Here is a 17459-nt window from a genome sequence, read left to right on the forward strand (position 1 = left end):
CCGATGGGCACCGAGACCGAACACAAGAACCCGAAGCCGGGGACCCGGCGGCGGGCAGGCGGCAAGCGAGCGCGCGCCACCAAATCCAGCGTGTTGTGGCGGCGGGCTCGCGACATCGGCGCGAGCGTGCTGATCATCGTGATCCTGTCCACCGCGATCCTGTCGTCGTTGCCCAACTCGGTGCTCAAACAGACGGCGGCGCCGGTTCTCACCCCTGTCGCCCGTGCCACCGGTCTCGACCAGAACTGGGGAATGTTCGCGCCGAACCCGCCGCGCACGTTCTCCGTGCTGGAGGTTCACGTGATCATGAGCAACGGTGAAGACCGTGTGTGGCTGATCAAAGACGACCCCTCGATGCCCGGACTCTACTGGCGCAAGATCAAGGAAGAAGTGATCAAGCACAAGGACTTCCGCGACGGCCTGGCGGCCTGGGTGGTCCGCAAGATGACCAACAAGGGCGAACGCCCGGCACGCGTGGCCATGGTCGTGAAAACCGAGACGCTGCCGTTCAAAGGTGAACCGAAACGCGCCAAGAGGGTGATCTACGACGTGCGGATTCCGCACCCGAAGCGCAACGAGCCGCAGGTGACCGAAAAGGGAGCGCCATCGTGAACCTGAAGACAGCGGTCCGGGACCGCGCGGGCCGGGCTGTGAACGCTTGGCAGTCCTTCTGGTTCGGCAACCAGCCCGGCTACACCCTCGGCATCGTGCGAATGGTGTTCGGCCTGCTGATGATCGGCTGGACGATGCTGCTGGCATCGGATCTCAATGTCGCGTTCGGCGCCGACGGGGTGGTCCCGCGCCCGCCGTCGCGGACCTTCACGTGGGGCATCTTCCATGTCTACGCCAGTGACAGCGCCATCCTCGTCGGGTGGCTCGTCCTGCTGGTCGCCTCCATCGCGTTGACGGTCGGGTGGCACAGTCGCATTGCCGCGATCGTCGTCTTCGTCCTGATCATGTCGTTCGAAAGACGGAACCCGGTGATTTTCAACTCTGGGGACACCGTCATCCGCATCACGGCGCTCTACCTCGCGCTGGCTCCGTGCGGTGCGGGCCTGTCACTGGATCAGCGACGGCGGTCTGGTTCGTTCTTCTCCGCGCGCCAGATCCGGCCGTGGGCGTTGCGGCTCATCCAAATTCAGGTGACGATCATCTACGTCACCACGGTCATCCATAAGCTGGCGGGCGAGACTTGGCAGAACGGTACGGCGGTCGGCTATTCGCTTCGCCAGCACGACCTGCTCATCCTGCCCACACCGGAGTGGCTGTCCACCAACCTGCTCATCTCCAATGTGCTGACCTGGGGGACGCTGGCCCTCGAGTTGGCGATCGGGATCCTGGTGTGGAAGCGGTCCTGGCGGCCGTGGGTGCTGGCGGGTGGCGTGATTCTGCACCTGTCGATCAGCCTGTTTCTCGAAGTCGGCTTCTTCTCCATGTCGATGTTCGTGCTGTACCTCGCGTTCATCCCGCCCGAACGGGCTCAAGCGCTCGCCGAGGGTGCGCAGGCACGTCTGGTACGGCTCAAGAACCGGATCCTGTCCCGTCTGCCCGGCGATGACGAGGATCTGTTCGAAGAAGAGCTTCGTCACGAGAACCGCGAACCCGACGAGGACTCGGCGCCACAGGCGCAGCGCGCGCCCCAACGTCCGCTCCGGGTGAAGCTGCCCACCGAGATCTTCGTCGACCGCGGCGGGGACCCCCGTCAGCAACGCATCATCGAGGCCGGCCGCGCCCGCAACGGGAACGGTCACACCGACATCAGCAGTCCGATCCCCGGTGGCCACCGCAACGCGGACGCACTGTCGATCGCTGTGCCCATCCCGGAAGCCGGATCCGATGCACCGACCGGTCGTCATGCCCGCCGGAACGGCTCGTTGACCGGCCACACGAACTGACGCTCGGCCGCCTCGCGCCCTCCCGGCGCTAACGTAGTGGGCGATGACCCTCACACCACCGTCGAGAGCTGTCGGGATGCTGGCCGCGATCGTCGTCGCACTGGCCGGATGCGGCAGCGACACCGAGCCGCAGCCCGCGGTGCAGCCGCCGACGTCCCAGCCCGGCGTCGCACCAGCCGTCACCGAGTTCGCCGGGGCGTTGGCCCGGCGCACCACCGCGGACGCCATCTACGCGCACCTGACCCGGCTGCAGGAGATCGCCGACGAGCACGACGGTAACCGCGCGCTCGGCACCGCCGGCTACGACGCCAGCGTCGACTATGTCGCGAACACCCTGCGCGACAAGGGCTTCGATGTGCAGACGCCGGAGTTCGAAGTCCTCATCCCGTTCGCCGACGAGCCTTCGCTGTCGGTGGACGGCACCTCCCTCGAGGCCCGCCCGCTCAACTTCACCATCGGCACCCCGCCCGACGGCGTGACCGGCCCCCTGGTGCTTGCCCGTGTCGACGATTCCCCCGGTTGCACCGCCTCGGACTACGACGGCCTGCCCGTCGACGGAGCCGTCGTCCTCGTCGACCGCGGCAAGTGCCCGTTCTCGGAGAAGGAGAAGGTCGCCGCCGGCCGCGGAGCGGTCGCCCTGATCGTCGCCAACAACGAGGAGAACGACGAGATGGGCGGAACGCTCGGTGAGCGCACCGACGTCAAGATCCCGGTCATCAGCGTCACCAAGGACACCGGCGACCGCCTGCGCGCCGAACCCGGCGAGACGACCATCAAACTCAACGCCGGTGTGCGCACCGAGAAATCCCGCAACGTCATCGCCCAGACCAGGACCGGCGACACCGACAACGTCGTGATGGTGGGGGCGCACCTCGACAGCGTGCCGGAAGGGCCCGGGATCAACGACAATGGATCCGGCGTCGCCGCCATCCTCGAGGCGGCGCTGCAACTGGGGGCATCCCCGGACGTCAACTACGCCGTGCGGTTCGGCTTCTGGGGTGCGGAGGAGATCGGGTTGTACGGGTCCAACAACTACGTCGAGTCCCTCGACATCGAAGCGCTCAAGGACATCTCGCTGTACCTCAACTACGACATGGTCGGCTCGCCGAACCCCGGCTACTTCACCTACGACGGCAACCTCTCCCTGCCGCCCGACCGCAACGGCGTGGCGCAGCGCATCCCGGAGGGCTCCGCCGGGGTAGAGCGCACCTTGACGGCATACCTGGACTCCGCCGGAAAACCCGCGCAAGACACCACGTTCGACGGTCGCTCCGACTACGACGCCTTCACACTGGCGGGCGTCCCCGCCGGCGGCACCTTTTCCGGGGCGGAATCGGAGATGACCGAAGAGCAGGCCGAGCGCTGGGGCGGCCGCGCCGGTGAGCCGTTCGACCCCAACTATCACAAGGCATCCGATACGGTGGACACCATCGATCGCACTGCACTCGGAATCCACGGCGCCGGCGTCGCTTACGCCATCGGCATCTACGCCCAGGACCAGGGCGGCCAGAACGGCGTCCCCACCCGCGACCTGCGCACGCGCCACCCGCTCGCGTCATGACCAGATGGGCGGCCGTCATCGGCGTGATCGGGGTCCTGGCCGGACTCACGTCGTGCTCGTCGGAGCCGCCGCAACCGGCGGACCTGCCGCGGCACATCGCCGACCAGGTCACCGTCGACGGTATGGTCACCCACCTGCAGAAGTTTCAGGACATCGCTGACACCAACGCCGGCACCCGAGCCGACGGCACCCGCGGTTACGATGCCTCGATCGACTACGTCGCACAGTTCCTGCGCGACAAGGGCTTCGACGTGTCCACCCCCGAGTTCGAGTTACTCGACCGCACCGAGGGCGGCAAGCCCACCCTGCGGGTCGCCGGCCGCGACTTCCCCGTCGACCAGGCGTCGTTGCTGATCACCACACCGGCGGGCGGTCTGAACGCCGTCACGCTGCGGCCGCAGAACGCGGCAGGCTGCCGATCCGCAGACTACGGCGGCAGGTCGATGCGCAACACCATCGCGATCGTCGACGACACCGGGTGCTCGGTCGTCGACAAGCAGAACGCCGCCGTCAACCAGGGCGCCGTCGGGCTTCTCGTCGTCAGCGATCCCGGCAGCTCGGGCAGCCCGCCCGGTCTGTTCACCCCCGGTTACTACCGCGGACTGACCATCCCGGTGGCCGTCATCGGCAATGCCGCCGACGCCGCCCTCCGTCGCACCAACGCGTCGGTGCGTCTTGTCCTGGACCAGAAACCGGTGATGCGCAAGACGCGAAACGTGCTCGCGCAGACCAAAACCGGGGACGCGCGCAACGTCGTGGTGGCCGGTGCGCACCTGGACAGCTCGCGGGGCAGCCCGGGCATCAACGACGACGGCACCGGCGTCGCCGCTCTGCTGGAGACCGCCGCGGCGCTGGGGGCCGAACCGCGCACCGCCAACGCGGTCCGCTTCGCTTTCTGGGCGTCCGAGGAGAACGGCCCCGCCGGGCCGACACGGTACGTGCAGGGGTTGTCCCGTGAAGAACTCGCCGACATCGCGCTCTATCTCGGCTTCGACATGCTCGGCTCTCCGAACGCCGGGTACTTCACCTACGACGGTGACCAGTCCGCGCAGCCCAACCCCGACATCCCGCTGCGGTCGGTGCCCGACGGTTCCGCAGGCATCGAGCGGACCCTGGCCGGTTACCTGAACACCGCAGGCGTGCGGCCGGCCGACATGCCGCTGACCCGGTTCACCGACTACTACCCGTTCCTGGCCGCCGGCGTCCCGGTCGGAGGGCTGACCGCCGGTGCGTCACAACGCAAAACCGAGATACAGGCCCGACTCTGGGGCGGCCGGGCCGGCGTGCCCTACGACCCGAACTACCGCACGGCGCGTGACCGGCTCGACGCAGTCAACCGGGATGCGCTGTCCACGCTCGGACCGGCTGCCGCCTACGCCGTGGCCGTCTACGCCCAAGCCGTCGACGGGGTCAACGGGGTTCCGGCGCGGGATCAGCGGCATCGGACCGCTCCCTAGCCGACCGGAACCCCAGCAGCCGCATGCCGTGGTAGACGGCCAGCGCGGCAATCGATCCGAGCGCGATTCCCGTGAACGTCAGACTTCCTGCGTTCCAGGTGAAATCGGCGATCCCGATGATCAGCGGGATGGCGGCGGTCATCTGGTTGACCGGCTTGGAGAAGTCCACCCGATTGGTCAGCCAGATCCGGATGCCGATCACCCCGACCAGACCGTAGAGCACCACCGTGGCACCACCGAGCACGCCGGCGGGTACCGCCGAGATGACCGCGCCGACCTTCGGGCACAGCGACAGCCCGATCGCCACCGCGGCCGCAACCCAGTACGCCGCAGTCGAATACACCCGGGTTGCGGCCATCACACCGATGTTCTCGGCGTACGTGGTGGTCGCCGACCCGCCGCCGAAGCCGGCCAGGGTGGTGGCCACGCCGTCGGCGGCCAACGCGCGTCCCATCACGGGGTCGACGTCGGTGTCGGTCATCTGCCCGACCGATTTCACGTGCCCGATGTTCTCGGCGACCAGAGCGATCACCGCGGGCAGGAACATCGGCAGCACCGCGATCGTGAATGTCGGTGTCTGGAACTCGGGCAGGCCCAGCCACGGCGCCTCGGCGATCGCCGAGGTGTCGACGTCGCCCAGGACCAGCGCGAACAGATAGCCGACGGCCACCGCCACGAAGATCGCCAGTCGGCCGATGATGCCGCGGAAGAACGCCAGCGTCGCCACCAGCAGGACGAGCGTCACCAACCCGACCAGTGGGCCCTCCTCGAAGTTCGCCTTGGCCGCGGGCGCCAGGTTGAACCCGATCAGCGCGACGATCGCGCCGGTCACCACCGGCGGAAGCGTCACATCGATCCAGTGCGTGCCGACCAGGTGCACCACGGCGCCGATCACGATCAGCGACAGGCCGACCGCGATCAGCCCGCCCAGCGCGCTGCCGGTGCCGTGCGAGGCCACCGCCGCGGTGACCGGCGCGATCACCGAGAAACTCGACCCGAGATAGCTCGGCAGCCGGTTGCCGGTGATGAGCAGGAACAGCACGGTGCCCACCCCGGAGAACAACAGCGTCGTCGCCGGTGGGAAACCGGTGAGTACCGGCACCAGGAAGGTGGCGCCGAACATCGCCACCACGTGCTGAGCGCCCAGGCCGATGGTGCGGCCCCAGCCGAGGCGTTCATCGGGGGCGACGACGAAATCTTCGTCGGCGCGGGCCTCCACACGCCGCCAGGTCAGATCGATCACGGTCTAAGACGGTATGCCAGAGCGCCCACCAGCACCACGCAGACACCGGCCACCACCGACGCCGACGGCAGCAGCGCGGCCAGCAGCAGGCACCCGGCGAAACCCAGTCCGGGTACGACGCGGCGTCCCAGCGTCCAGGCCGACGCGTTGGCGATCGCGTAATAGATCAGGACGGCGAAAGACGAGAACCCGATCGCTTGTCGCACGTCGACCAGGGCCGCCACCGCGGCGACCACCACGCCGACCGCAACCTCGGCGCGGTGCGGGCTGCCGAACCTCGGGTGCACGGCCGCCAGCGCGGCGGGCAGATGCCGGTCCCGCGCCATCGCCAGCGTGGTGCGGGAGACGCCGAGGATCAGCGCCAGCAGCGAACCCAGCGCGGCCACCGCCGCGCCCACCCGCACCACCGGCGCCATCGCCGGTACACCGGCCGCCGTGACTGCGTCAGCCAGCGGCGCGGTCGCCGAAGCCAGTGCGTCGCTTCCCAATCCGCTCAGGACAGCGACCGCGACCACGGTGTACACCGCGAGCGTGATCGCCAGCGCCACCGGGATCGCCCGCGGGATCGTGCGGGCGGGATCGCGGACCTCTTCGCCGAGTGTCGCAATCCGCGCATACCCGGCGAACGCGAAGAACAGCAGTCCGGCGGCCTGCAGCACACCGCCGACGGTGATCTCGGAGGTGAAAGACAGCCGCGCCGGGTCCGCGTCGCCGAATCCGAACACGGTTACCGCCACTCCGGCGAGAACGGCCAGGACGACGGCGACGATGGCCCGGGTCAGCACGGCCGATTTGCGGATACCTGCGTAGTTCACCGCGGTCAACAGCACCACCGCCGCGACCGCGATGCCGCGCGCCCATTCGGGCCGCAGGTAGTAGCCGACCGTGAGCGCCATCGCCGCGCACGAGGCGGTCTTGCCGACGATGAAACTCCAACCGGCGGTGTGTCCCCAGAAGGCGCCCAGGCGTTCGCGCCCGTAGACGTAGGTGCCGCCGGACTGCGGGTAACGTGCGGCGAGCCGCGCCGAGGAGGTGGCGTTGCAGTAGGCGACGACGGCCGCGACGGCCAGGCCGACCAGCAGGCCCGACCCGGCCGCGGACGCGGCCGGGGCGAGTGCGACGAAAATGCCCGCGCCGATCATCGAACCCAGTCCGATGACGACCGCGTCGAAGGTGCCGAGCCGCCGGTGCAGCGCAGGACCTTCCGGCGTGCTCACGCCGAAATGCTAGATCAGGCGTCAGTGTGATGCGGCAGAAGGGATTCGCGGGCCGACGTCGTGGCGGCGGCCACCAGCACCGCGAGCAGGATGGTGCCGCTGATCACCGTCAGCGGCATCGTCCACATCCGACGCACGAGCAACGCGCTCTCACACTGGTCCACGTAGTTGACGTCGCCGCCGGCCGCGGCCGCCTGCGTGAGATCGGTCAGGTAACCGGTACCGCATTTGATCTGCCAACCGTACTGGTCGTAGTCGTCGAGGAAGACCGGGAAGTTCATGGCCAGAAGCCCAAAGATCAGGACGACGGCCGCGATGATCCCGGTGTAGGCCAGGCGGTGGTGACGTTGCGACAAGACGGACCCCCCTTCAGGTCATGCAGACGTTCGAGAACAGCAGCACCGGCCACGACACGATCGACCCGAGATATGAAACGGCCAAGTCAGCGCCGTCCATCTCCCGCAGATGATCGGTGTGGGTGGTGGACCAGAAAACGCCGATCAGCAGATACGGGGTGCCGAGGATCAGCGCCGCCGCCATCAGCTCACCGATCGTGACCTGGAAACCCAAGATCTTCCGTAGCGCGCTGAACACACTACTATGTTAATGACCATTCCGACGTTGGTGACGCAGTTGATGATTACCGCCAACCGAAGCCGGCACCTACGTCGTCACCCGTTCCGTTATCGTTGTTCCATGTCGCGCACCCGGCCCGCGAGTGGCGACGCGGTTCGGCGCCGACCGAAGGACCGCAAAGCGCAGATCGCCCGGGCATCGGCCGAGGCGTTCAGTTCGCTGGGCTTTCACGGGGTCAGCATGGAGGCCATCGCTTCGCGGGTGGGCATCTCGGCGGCCGCGCTGTACCGGCACTACGCGAGCAAGTACGACCTCTTCCGCGACGCGGTGCTCAACCTGGGCCAGCAGCTCGTGGACTGTACGGCGTTCGCCGACGACACCGAGTTCGAGGATCCGCACGAAGAACTGGATCGGTTGGTCTCGGCGCTCATCGACACCGCGTTGGCCAACCGTGAGTCGGGTGGGCTGTACCGCTGGGAGGGCCGGTTCCTGCGCGGCGACGACCAGGCCTCGCTGATCGCGCAGATGCGCACCGTCCACCACCGGCTGCAACGCCCGCTTCGCGCACTGCGCCCGGAGCTGGTTTCGGAGCAGCGGTGGACGCTGTCGATCGCGGTGATCTCGGTGATCGGCAGCATCGTCGACCATCGCGCCAAGCTGCCCGCGGTTCAGGTCCGGGCGCTGCTGGCCGACCTGTCGGCGGCATTGATGGCGACCGAACTGCCGAGCAGCAGCGACGAAGTGGACACCGCCGACGACCCGGCCGCACCGCAGCCCCCCAGCACCGAGTCATCGAAATACGAAGCGCTGCTTACCGAATCGATGCGGCTGTTCAACCACAAGGGGTACCGCGACACCGGCATGGAGGACATCGCGGCGGCGGTCGGTATGCCCGCTTCGGGGATCTACCGGTACTTCGCCGGCAAGAGCGACATCCTGGCCGCCGCGTTCCGTCGGGCAGCGGACCGCCTGTCCGAGGATCTGACCGCGCTCACTGCCGCACACCCCGACAGCGAGGACGCGCTGACCGCCGTCATCGACGCGTATGTGGCCCGGTCGTTCGCGCAACCCGAACTGGACTACGTGTACTACACCGAGCGGCTCAACATGTCGCCGACCGATCAGAAGATTCTGCGCAACATGCAGCGCTCCACGGTCGAGTCGATCGTCGATCTGGTCGTCGATGTCCGGCCCGAGTGGACGCCCGCGCAGGCGCGCTTCGCCGTGCACGCGGCCATGTCGCTGGTGATCGACCTCGGACGGTTGATGCAGTACTCGAACACGCCGCAGAACCGGGCGATGCTGACCCGGTTGCTCGACGTGACGCTGCTGGGCCGCTACCGGTTGCGCGCCGCGTTGCCCGCCAAATAGGCCAGGTAGCCGACGGTTCCGAGCAGCGCGAGCTTGCGGGTCTTGCGTGCGGCCAGGCCGAGGCCGATCGCGGTCTCGATTCCGCCGTTGACGTAGATGAACTGGCGGGTGTTGCGCGGGAACGCCTGCACCGTCATCGATTCGAACAGTTCCGGCTTGAGGAAATGCGACAGCCCGACGCCGGCGAGGCCCAGACCTGCCAGGGTGGCGACGCGCGAACCGCTGCCCGACTCTACAGATGACACTGGTGTTCCTTTCTGATCACGCAATTCGGTAGTCGCTCAATGGGTATTGCGAGGCTTCCTTGATCGCGTTGCGCGTGGACATCGGGCGCAGCAGGGTGGCCTCGCCGCTCGGGTTGAAATAGTACGACCGCGATGTGGCGCAGTTGCCGACGGCGAACACCGAGTCGCCGATCAGTTCGGTCATCCGGTCCAGGTAGCGGGCGTTGGCTTCCTCGGTGACCTCGAACGTTGTCGCGCCTCGGCGCTTCAGCTCACCGAACAGTCGATCCATGTGGCGCATCTGGTATTCCATCGTGTTGAAGAAGTTCAACCCGAGGAACGCGTAGGGGCTGGCCAGGCTCAGGTAGTTCGGGAAGTGCGGCACGGTGATGCCCTGATATGCCTGGAAACGGGTCTCGCGCCACCACTTCCCGAGGTTGCGGCCGTCGCGGCCGATGATCTCGATCGCCGGGAAATTCGCTTCCCAGAGGTCGAAGCCGGTCGCGAGCACCAGGGTGTCGATCTCGGTCTTGGTGCCGTCGCTGTTGACGATCCCGTCGGACTCGACCCGCTCGATCCCTGAACTCTGCAGGTGCACATGGGGTTTGGTGAAGACCCGGTAGTAGCTGTTGGAGAAGGTGGGCCGCTTGCAGCCGAAGTCGTAGTCGGGCGTGAGCTGTTCGCGCAGCTCGGGATCGCGGATCGAGAAGAACCGGTGCATCTTCGCCAGGTCGGATGCGCCGATGTTGAGCCGGCGGAACAGGGTCTTGCTGTGGTGCAGGCCCACGTAGATGAAGAACTCGTAGAGTGCGTCGGTGACGGCGCGGATGGCGCGCTGCGTCACCGGGAACCGCGCGAACAGTCGTTTCGCGCGGGCGGAGAACTTGAAGTCCAGCTTCGGCACCACCCAGATCGGTGTGCGTTGATAGACCGTCAGGTCGGCAGCGGTTTTGGCCAGTTCGGGGATCAACTGCACCGCCGTGGCTCCGGTGCCGATGATCGCGACGCGTTGGCCTCGCGGATCGTAGGCGTCGTCCCAGTCGGTGGTGTGGATGATCTTGCCGGCGAAGCTGGTGATGCCCGGAATGTCGGGCATGTGCGGTTGGGACAGGAAGCCGGTCGCGGTGATCAGGTAGCGGGTGCTCACCGTGGCGCCGTCGGCCAGGGTGACCCGCCAGAGGTCGGCCTCCTCGTCCCAGCGCGCGCTCTCCACCGACGTGTTGAACCGGATGTGCCTGCGCACGTCGTACTTGTCGGCGACGTCGTTGGCGTACTGCTTGATCTCGGTGCCGGTGGAGAACAGCCGCGACCAGTTCGGGTTCGGCTCGAAGAAGTAGGAGTAGGTGGTGGTGGGGACGTCGACGGCCAGGCCGGGGTAGTGGTTGACGTGCCAGGTTCCGCCCAGGTCGTCCTCGCGGTCGAGGATGACGAAGTTCTCGTAACCCATCCGCTTGAGCTGGATGGCCGCGCCGATCCCCCCGAAACCGGCGCCCACGATGACGGCGTCGAACTGCTCGGAAGTCATGGCGAAACGGTACCTCAGGTACCGCCTGGGGACCGCAGGCGTCCCGCCCGCCGCGTCAGCCCCTCATCGATCCGGTGCGGGGCGGTTCGAAGGTCGCGATGCAGGTCACGGCCCGATCGCCGTCCGCCCACGTCTCGGCGGTGGGGTAGAGCACGTACATGTTCACTGCGGCGTCGAGCGCCGCTTCGGGCGAGTACGCCGACAGCGCGGGCGCGCACCGTTCGGCGTAGGCCTCGATGGCGGGCTGGCCGGGGAAGCCGCCGTCGGGCATCAGCAGCACCGCGAACACCTCACCGGCGTGCGGCTCCTCGCATGCCGTGGTCTGCACGGTCACGACGCGGGCGCCGGGGATCTCGCGCAGGCAGTCGCCGACCGCGACGTCGGTCGCGGTGACGGTGTCCTTGCCGAGCAGGAACAGCAGCGTCGCACCACCCCCGAGGACCAGAACCAGGGCGGCCACCACGCCGAGCACGATGTAGAGGGTCTTGCGGGACTTCCTCGGCGGCGGGTAGAACCCGCCCGGCTCACCGGAGTACGGCAGCGGCGGCGGGGGAGGATAGGCGCCCTGGGGCGGCGGGTAGTGCGGCTGGTTGTCGTACGGCCCGGGTCCGTACGGCGGGGGCGGGCCCGGCGGCGTGGTCATCCGACTCACCGTAGCCTGGCGGGCCGGAACCGTGTCAGCGCGCGGGAAGCAGGCTCAGCGCCGCATCCACCGCCAGTGCGGGGACGTCGAGCGTCTTGGAACCCAGATCGTGTCGTGCGCCGGTGATCTCGACGACCTCGCTGCGCACGGTGAGCAGGGCGGCGGCCGCCCGCAGTTCGTCGATCGAGCCGAACGGGTCCGAGGTGCCGTGGGTGAACACGGTCGGCGCCGTGATGTCCGGCAGGTGCTCGGTGCGGGCGCGTTCCGGCTTACCGGGCGGATGCAGCGGATAGGAGAACAGGGTGAGCACGTCGATGCCCGCCGTCCCGGCCGCGGCGACCATCGACGTCATCCGGCCGCCGTAGGAGTGCCCACCGGCGATGACCGGCCCGTCCGCCAGTGTCCTGGCCAGCGCGATCGCCTCGACGATGCCGGCCTGATCGGCGGTGGCCGAACCCGACGGCGGGCCCTTGGGGCGTCGTCGCCGGTACGGCAGGTTGTAGCGCACCGCCAGCCACCCGCGCCGGGCCCACTCATCGCAGATCCGCGTCAGTAGCGGCGCGTCGCGGTTGCCGCCTGCGCCGTGGGTCAGGACGACGACGCCGGCCGGGGCGGACTCGGGCTCGTGGGCGACGCCGTCGATCTGCTCGAGGCTCATTCGGCCAGCCGGAACAGCGCCGACACCGGTCCGTGGCCGTGCCCGAGCGGGTACGCGGCGCGCAGGCACTCGGTGACCCACCGCTTGCCGAAGGCGACGGCGTCGGGCACCGGGTATCCGTGGGCCAGCGCGCTGGCGACGGCCGCCGCCAGGGTGTCACCGGCGCCGTGGTCGTGCCCGGTGTCGATGCGGGTGGCGTCGAACTCGTGAAAGTCGGTGCCGTCGAACAACAGATCCGGGCTGTGCGCCGACGCGCGCAGGTGCCCACCCTTGACCAGCGCCCACTGCGGGCCCAGCGCATGCAGGGCGCGCGCCGCCTCCCGCTGGGTGGTCTCGTCGACGACGTCGATGCCGACCAGCAGTCGGACTTCGTCGAGGTTCGGTGTCACCAGGGTGGCCAGCGGAAACAGTTGCGTGCGCAGCGAATCGAGTGCGCTGGGGTGAAGCAGCGGGTCGCCGTGCATCGACGCGCATACCGGGTCGACGACCAGCGGCACGGTGCCTGCCAGACCCTGTCCTCGCCATGCCGTGGCCACGGTGTCGATGATCTCCGACGATGCCAGCATCCCGGTCTTGGCGGCCTGCACGCCGATGTCGGAGGCGACGGCCTCGATCTGCCCCGAGATGACGTCGAGCGGGATCTCGTGGAATCCCTTGACCCCCAGCGAGTTCTGCACAGTCACCGCGGTCACGGCGACCAGACCGTGCACGCCGAGCAACGCGAACGTGCGCATGTCGGCCTGGATGCCCGCCCCGCCGCCGGAATCTGAACCGGCGATCGTCATCACGCGCACCGGCGTCTGGCCCGTCGCGGACAGGGGAAGGTAGCTCATGGTGTCAACCTCATGCCAGGGGAAGATAGACGCGGTTGCCGTGTTCGGCGAACTCCCGGGACTTCTCGGCCATTCCCTGCTGCATCGCGGCTTCGATCGCCTCCTCGCTGTCGAGGCCGTGCTTGGCGGCGTAGTCGCGCACATCCTGCGTGATCCGCATCGAGCAGAATTTCGGGCCGCACATCGAGCAGAAGTGCGCGGTCTTGGCCGGCGCGGCGGGCAGTGTCTCGTCGTGGAATTCGCGTGCGGTGTCGGGGTCCAGCGACAGCGCAAACTGGTCGTTCCATCGGAACTCGAAGCGTGCCCGCGACAGCGCGTCGTCGCGCTCTTGAGCACGGGGATGCCCCTTGGCCAGATCGGCTGCGTGCGCGGCGATCTTGTACGCGATCACCCCGTCCTTGACGTCCTTGCGGTCGGGCAGGCCCAGGTGCTCTTTGGGCGTGACGTAACACAGCATCGCGGTGCCGGCCTGCGCGATGATCGCCGCGCCGATGGCGCTGGTGATGTGGTCGTATGCCGGCGCGATGTCGGTGGTCAGCGGTCCCAGCGTGTAGAACGGGGCCTCCTCGCACAACTCTTCCTCGAGGCGCACGTTCTCGACGATCTTGTGCATCGGAACGTGGCCCGGACCTTCGATCATCACCTGCACACCATGGGATTTCGCGATCTTCGTCAACTCGCCGAGTGTGCGTAGTTCGGCGAACTGGGCGGCGTCGTTGGCGTCGGCGATCGAACCCGGCCGCAGACCGTCGCCGAGGGAGAACGTCACGTCATAGCGCTGCAGGATCTCGCACAGCTCGTCGAAGTGGGTGTACAGGAACGACTCGCGATGGTGGGCCAGACACCACGCCGCCATGATTGAGCCGCCACGGCTGACGATCCCGGTGACACGCTTGGCGGTCAGCGGGACGTAGCGCAGCAGCACCCCGGCGTGCACCGTCATGTAGTCGACGCCCTGCTCGCACTGCTCGATCACGGTGTCGCGGTACAGCTCCCACGTCAGCGCGACGGGATCGCCGTTGACCTTCTCGAGTGCCTGGTAGATCGGCACGGTGCCGACCGGCACAGGGGAGTTGCGCAGGATCCATTCGCGGGTGGTGTGGATGTCGCGACCGGTGGACAGGTCCATGATGGTGTCGGCGCCCCAGCGGGTCGCCCAGACCATCTTGTCGACTTCCTCGGCGATCGAACTGGTGACCGCCGAATTCCCGATGTTGGCATTGACTTTCACTGCGAACGCCTTACCGATGATCATCGGCTCGGACTCGGGGTGATTGTGGTTGGCGGGGATGACGGCCCGCCCGCGTGCCACTTCATCGCGAACCAGTTCGGCCGAGAGTCCTTCGCGCGCGGCGATGAACGCCATCTCGGCGGTGATCTCACCGTTGCGCGCCCGCTGCAACTGGGTGCCGCGCTCGCGCACCACGCCCGGGCGCGGCGGCAGTCCGGCATGCAAGTCGAACTGCGCCGTCGAATCGGTGTACGGCCCGGACGTGTCGTACAAATCGAGGTGTTCTCCGTTCGACAGGTTCACCCGCCGGAACGGCACCTTGGCGCCGGGCACGCCGTCGAGGTCCCGGTAGTGCTTGACGCTGCCCGCGATGGGCCCGGTGGTCACAGACGGATTGACGACAACATCGGTCATTCGAGCATCTCCCTACGCCGGCATTACCCGGTCAGGTTCGTACGGTCGACGGGCCCACCCGTCCTCTCAGCGCGCTGGGTGCGCGCTCCCGTGTGTGGACGTTGGCCACGTTAGCGCAGGAGGCTGCGGATTGGGAGAGGGAACCCCGGAATGACCCCGGTCAGAACGGGGGGTCGTCCGGTTCCGGCGACGCTTCCGGTGACGGCCGCCAGTCCGGCGGCAGTTCCTCGGGTTCGAACGGCTCGTTGATCCAGCGGGAGAACGGGCTCTTACTGCGCTCGCGGCCCTTGAACAGAACCAGGAACCTGCGAGACCGGTTGCGCCACTTGCGCACTTCGATCTCCCTGTGCCGAGCCCGATCCAGCCTGCGCTGCGCGGCGTTGACCGGACGCTGCGCGCGCAGGGTCCGTCGCAGGTACCGCACCCGTGCTTTGCGCTCGCGCTGCCGATTGCGTTTACGCGGCTGATCGGACGGCGGCCGCATCTGGGGAAACAGCTCAAAACCGTCGGGCGTCGTGCGGTGCTCACGGCCCGTCGGGGAAGTCCACACGATGGTGCCGTCGGCGAGCTGTTCGTCACGCCAGCCATTCGGCCCGCAGACGAAGGTCTTCATCCGGTGGTGCCGGCGACAGTAGGCGGCCAGCCCCCAGGGCACCGTCAACCCGCCGGATACCTGGATCCGCATGGTTGAACGGCGTGGTGTGGTCGAGATCGCTGCCGGTCGCCGGGCGGTCGCATCCGGGGAAGCGGCAGGTCAGGTCCCGCATCCGGACCCACCGCGCCGTCGCCGCGCCGGGGCGGTACCGATGTGCCTCGGCCTCGGTCACGTGTGGCTGTTCGAGGGGCCGGACCGCGGCGTCCTCGGCGATCTCGCGTACCACCTCGGCCGTCGATGACGCCGAAACCCTCGAGGTAGCCTGGCTGCTCACTCTGACCGCTGACCGTGGCGTCGGTGGCGATCACGTTGATCACCGCGAGCACTGCGCGCTCGTCGTCGGAATCCTCGGTGCGCACCGGGCACTCGGCCCTGCCACAGTCACACACCAACTTACGGCCCGCCATCACCGCATCGAACGCGTCCGCGCGCCGCTGGTCCTTCGTACGGGAGTCTTTCGGGCACAGGGACTTCAACAAACCGGAGATGCGCTGCTCGAAGGTGGCGGCGGCGGTCGCCGAGATGCGTCCACGCAGGACGGCGGTTCCGTCGGGCTGGGCCTTGGTGCTGACGTACCGGTCACCGTCGGCGCGTGCACGACGCTCTTTGGCGGCTTCGGGGTCGATGGTGCGCACCACACTGTCGACGGTGGTGATCAGGCGCTTGCGCGACCAGGAGTGCCAGCCGCCGATCCGCTCGGCCAACTCCTCGTCGACCCGGCCGATCAACCGGTCCTCGACGAGTTCGGTGCGGGTCACGACGGCGCGCGCGCAGGGGAAGTCGACGCGGCCGTCGGCCAGCATCGCGAAGATCCGTGGCAACCGGGTGTCGAGCGCCTCGGCGCACGCCACAAGCTTGCTCGCATCCATCGGAGCCATGTTCAGCGCCGCCCCCACCTCGGCGCACGTCCGGGTGAAGCCGGTGATCATCGACCACCCGGGGTCCGGATCGATGCCTTCGGCCTCGGCGGTGCGGCATGTCAGCAGCTCGGCGATGGCCGCCATCTGGCGTGCCATCAACTTCGACTCCTCCCGGTGTGTCTCCTCGACGACGGCGAGGCTGGCTGCCGGATCCGCATACTCGAACGTGTGTTCGATCATGGTTCCGATAGTGCCATTGCCCTCCGACAAATTCGGTTTACCCGAGTTCGACCAGGACCGGGGCGTGATCGCTGGGCGATCCGATGCGGTCCTTGCCGCTCTTGCGTTCATCGCGGACGATCTCGCCGTGCACCACCCGATCGGCGAATGGTGGTGACCCGAGGATGAAGTCGATCCGCATGCCGCGGTTCTTCGGAAACCGGAGCTGCGTGTAGTCCCAGTACGTGAACACCGACGGCCCCGGCGTGAACGGCCGCACCACGTCGGTGAACCCGGCGTCGACGATCGCGTTGAACGCCGCGCGCTCCGGCGCGGTGACGTGCGTGCTGTCCTGGTAGAACTCGACGCTCCACACATCCTCGTCGGTGGGGGCGATGTTCCAGTCACCGACCAGCGCGATCGGGGCGGACGGATCGTCGGACACCCACTTGTGCGCGGTGTCGCGCAGCGCGGCAAGCCAATCCAACTTGTACGCGTAGTGCGGGGAGCCGACGAACCGCCCGTTGGGCACGTACAGGCTCCACACCCGCACACCGGCGCAGGTCGCCCCCAGCGCGCGGGCCTCGGCGGCGGCCTCCACCTCGGGTTTGTCGCCCCACGTCGGCTGTCCCTCGAAGCCGACCTCGACGTCGTCGATGCCTACTCGCGAGGCGATCGCCACCCCGTTCCACTGGTTGAACCCGCAGTGCGCCACCTCGTAGCCGGCCGCGAGGAACGGCATCATCGGGAACTGGTCGTCGGAGCACTTGGTCTCCTGCATCGCCAACACGTCGACGTCGGCCCGCTGCAGCCAGTCGGTGACGCGTTCGGCCCGGGCGCGGATCGAGTTGACGTTCCAGGTCGCGATGCGCATGGC

At 68.0% G+C, this 17459-nt stretch carries 16 protein-coding genes, 1 pseudogene and 1 riboswitch; of the genes and pseudogenes, 5 read left to right on the forward strand and 12 right to left on the reverse strand.

The genetic code is table 11. The features are described from left to right. Positions 1 to 3: 3 nt before the first annotated feature. From BHQ18_RS17615 to BHQ18_RS17630, 4 genes are read left to right on the forward strand one after another with little or no spacing between them, the layout of a single operon-like run. Entirely contained in the window at positions 4 to 612 is a 609-nt protein-coding gene (locus tag BHQ18_RS17615) for a hypothetical protein (RefSeq protein WP_069414939.1), read from the forward strand. After that, on the forward strand, positions 609 to 1895 hold the full coding sequence (locus tag BHQ18_RS17620) for an HTTM domain-containing protein (protein WP_234794220.1): 1287 nt from the start codon (positions 609 to 611) through the stop codon (positions 1893 to 1895). The genes BHQ18_RS17615 and BHQ18_RS17620 overlap by 4 nt, the downstream gene beginning before the upstream one ends. Positions 1896 to 1938: 43 nt before the next feature. Beyond that, the gene (locus tag BHQ18_RS17625) at positions 1939 to 3456 is read left to right on the forward strand and encodes a M28 family metallopeptidase (protein WP_069414941.1); all 1518 of its coding nucleotides are present in this window, start codon (positions 1939 to 1941) and stop codon (positions 3454 to 3456) included. Next, positions 3453 to 4913, forward strand: coding sequence for a M20/M25/M40 family metallo-hydrolase (locus BHQ18_RS17630; RefSeq protein ID WP_069414942.1), 1461 nt, complete (start codon positions 3453 to 3455; stop codon positions 4911 to 4913). The genes BHQ18_RS17625 and BHQ18_RS17630 overlap by 4 nt, the downstream gene beginning before the upstream one ends. On the opposite strand, the gene BHQ18_RS17635 is transcribed toward BHQ18_RS17630, so the two are convergent. The 4 genes from BHQ18_RS17635 to BHQ18_RS17650 are packed head-to-tail and all read right to left on the reverse strand — an operon-like array spanning position 4867 to position 7967. Then, positions 4867 to 6156, reverse strand: coding sequence for a uracil-xanthine permease family protein (locus tag BHQ18_RS17635; RefSeq protein WP_069414943.1), 1290 nt, complete (start codon positions 6154 to 6156; stop codon positions 4867 to 4869). The two genes, BHQ18_RS17630 and BHQ18_RS17635, sit on opposite strands and share 47 nt — an antisense overlap. After that, positions 6153 to 7373 carry an APC family permease gene (locus tag BHQ18_RS17640; protein WP_069414944.1) on the reverse strand — a complete coding sequence of 407 codons (1221 nt, stop codon included), beginning with the start codon at positions 7371 to 7373 and terminating at the stop codon, positions 6153 to 6155. The genes BHQ18_RS17635 and BHQ18_RS17640 overlap by 4 nt, the downstream gene beginning before the upstream one ends. Before the next feature lie 14 nt (positions 7374 to 7387). Beyond that, a complete protein-coding gene (locus BHQ18_RS17645) occupies positions 7388 to 7729 on the reverse strand; it encodes a hypothetical protein (protein WP_069414945.1) in 342 nt (113 codons plus the stop codon). Between the two features lie 13 nt (positions 7730 to 7742). Beyond that, positions 7743 to 7967, reverse strand: coding sequence for a hypothetical protein (locus BHQ18_RS17650; protein ID WP_069414946.1), 225 nt, complete (start codon positions 7965 to 7967; stop codon positions 7743 to 7745). A 102-nt stretch (positions 7968 to 8069) separates the two neighbouring features. On the opposite strand from BHQ18_RS17650, the gene BHQ18_RS17655 reads away from it, so the two are divergent. Then, on the forward strand, positions 8070 to 9320 hold the full coding sequence (locus BHQ18_RS17655; RefSeq protein WP_069414947.1) for a TetR/AcrR family transcriptional regulator: 1251 nt from the start codon (positions 8070 to 8072) through the stop codon (positions 9318 to 9320). On the opposite strand, the gene BHQ18_RS17660 is transcribed toward BHQ18_RS17655, so the two are convergent. From BHQ18_RS17660 to BHQ18_RS17695, 8 genes and pseudogenes are all read right to left on the reverse strand, one after another. Continuing rightward, positions 9287 to 9565, reverse strand: coding sequence for a DoxX-related protein (locus BHQ18_RS17660; RefSeq protein WP_069414948.1), 279 nt, complete (start codon positions 9563 to 9565; stop codon positions 9287 to 9289). The two genes, BHQ18_RS17655 and BHQ18_RS17660, sit on opposite strands and share 34 nt — an antisense overlap. 16 nt (positions 9566 to 9581) lie before the next feature. After that, positions 9582 to 11069 (reverse strand): flavin-containing monooxygenase, encoded by a 1488-nt coding sequence (locus tag BHQ18_RS17665; protein WP_069414949.1) that lies wholly within the window; start codon positions 11067 to 11069, stop codon positions 9582 to 9584. A 55-nt stretch (positions 11070 to 11124) separates the two neighbouring features. After that, positions 11125 to 11712 carry a septum formation family protein gene (locus BHQ18_RS17670; protein WP_069414950.1) on the reverse strand — a complete coding sequence of 196 codons (588 nt, stop codon included), beginning with the start codon at positions 11710 to 11712 and terminating at the stop codon, positions 11125 to 11127. Positions 11713 to 11746: 34 nt separating this feature from the next. Further along, positions 11747 to 12370, reverse strand: coding sequence for an alpha/beta hydrolase family protein (locus BHQ18_RS17675; protein WP_069414951.1), 624 nt, complete (start codon positions 12368 to 12370; stop codon positions 11747 to 11749). Continuing rightward, positions 12367 to 13203, reverse strand: a complete 837-nt coding sequence (gene thiD, locus BHQ18_RS17680; protein ID WP_069414952.1) for a bifunctional hydroxymethylpyrimidine kinase/phosphomethylpyrimidine kinase — start codon at positions 13201 to 13203, stop codon at positions 12367 to 12369. The genes BHQ18_RS17675 and thiD overlap by 4 nt, the downstream gene beginning before the upstream one ends. A 10-nt stretch (positions 13204 to 13213) precedes the next feature. Then, positions 13214 to 14848, reverse strand: coding sequence for a phosphomethylpyrimidine synthase ThiC (thiC, locus tag BHQ18_RS17685; protein WP_069414953.1), 1635 nt, complete (start codon positions 14846 to 14848; stop codon positions 13214 to 13216). Then, positions 14840 to 14950, reverse strand: a riboswitch (TPP riboswitch). It overlaps the preceding gene by 9 nt. Before the next feature lie 58 nt (positions 14951 to 15008). Then, positions 15009 to 16603, reverse strand: a pseudogene (locus tag BHQ18_RS17690) (HNH endonuclease signature motif containing protein). A gap of 37 nt (positions 16604 to 16640) precedes the next feature. Continuing rightward, positions 16641 to 17456 carry an exodeoxyribonuclease III gene (locus BHQ18_RS17695; RefSeq protein ID WP_069414954.1) on the reverse strand — a complete coding sequence of 272 codons (816 nt, stop codon included), beginning with the start codon at positions 17454 to 17456 and terminating at the stop codon, positions 16641 to 16643. Between the last annotated feature and the right edge of the window lie 3 nt (positions 17457 to 17459).

The sequence above is a fragment of the Mycolicibacterium flavescens genome, from assembly GCF_001722335.1.
In the GTDB taxonomy this organism is placed as follows: Bacteria; Actinomycetota; Actinomycetes; order Mycobacteriales; family Mycobacteriaceae; genus Mycobacterium; species Mycobacterium flavescens.